Here is a 776-nt window from a genome sequence, read left to right on the forward strand (position 1 = left end):
TCTTGTAGCTGGCTGTCGTTTCATTGATGAACATATCAAAACCGTAACGCGGCTCGTCTTGAGATGCCTGTAAACCCGTTACCAGAAACTCCTGGGCCTGCAGCCCGTTAACATTAAAGGCACCTTTTCTTTCCACGTGGCCACGGTATAAGTTACTCTCTATCTCACCTGCTCTCTCCAGCACCGTGTCTTTTTCACGCGTAAAGTTATCGGTGGAGAGAATAATTCTGATATGTTCCAGCGTCTTGCTTTCAAGCCCAACGGAGATATCCTCCCGATCCATTGCCGCCGGGTCGGTGGCAATAAACGCATGGGTGATACAGGAGCCAGGCTTCGTCGGAATGGCATCATTATCCCTGCCGCTAATCCTCGCCATCAGCAACTGCATCTGGCTGACATCACTTGCGACGTAATTTTGGTTCGGATCACCATTGCGTTGCTTTTCATAACGCAAAGCTGAATCATTGACTGTCCGCTTCTGTAATTTGATAACCACGCCGTTGCTATACAAATATCCTTCCAGAATTCGCATGGCATCTGCAACACTTTCGTTTTCATTCCGTTCAAAAATCACACCATCCATACCATCCGGTAACGGCCAGACCTTTTTCAAAAAGGGCATATTTTCACTTCTGATGGTATTGCTGGCACGTAACTCCACCTCCCTTCTTACCAACAGCTGTACAAAACCCGGACGGTACATTTTCTTTGTCGCAAGGTAGGTTTTATAGGTATCTTCCGGCCGGGAAATTACCGCCGCCCAGATATTATTATCC

1 protein-coding gene is annotated in these 776 nt (G+C 47.4%); it reads right to left on the minus strand.

The features are described 5' to 3' along the window. On the minus strand, positions 1-776 hold a 776-nt coding region (locus OGX98_RS00765; protein WP_286594703.1), incomplete at both ends, for a Tli4 family immunity protein.

Origin of the sequence: Citrobacter sp. Cm046 (assembly GCF_030333065.1) — a bacterium.
In the GTDB taxonomy this organism is placed as follows: Bacteria; Pseudomonadota; Gammaproteobacteria; order Enterobacterales; family Enterobacteriaceae; genus Citrobacter; species Citrobacter murliniae.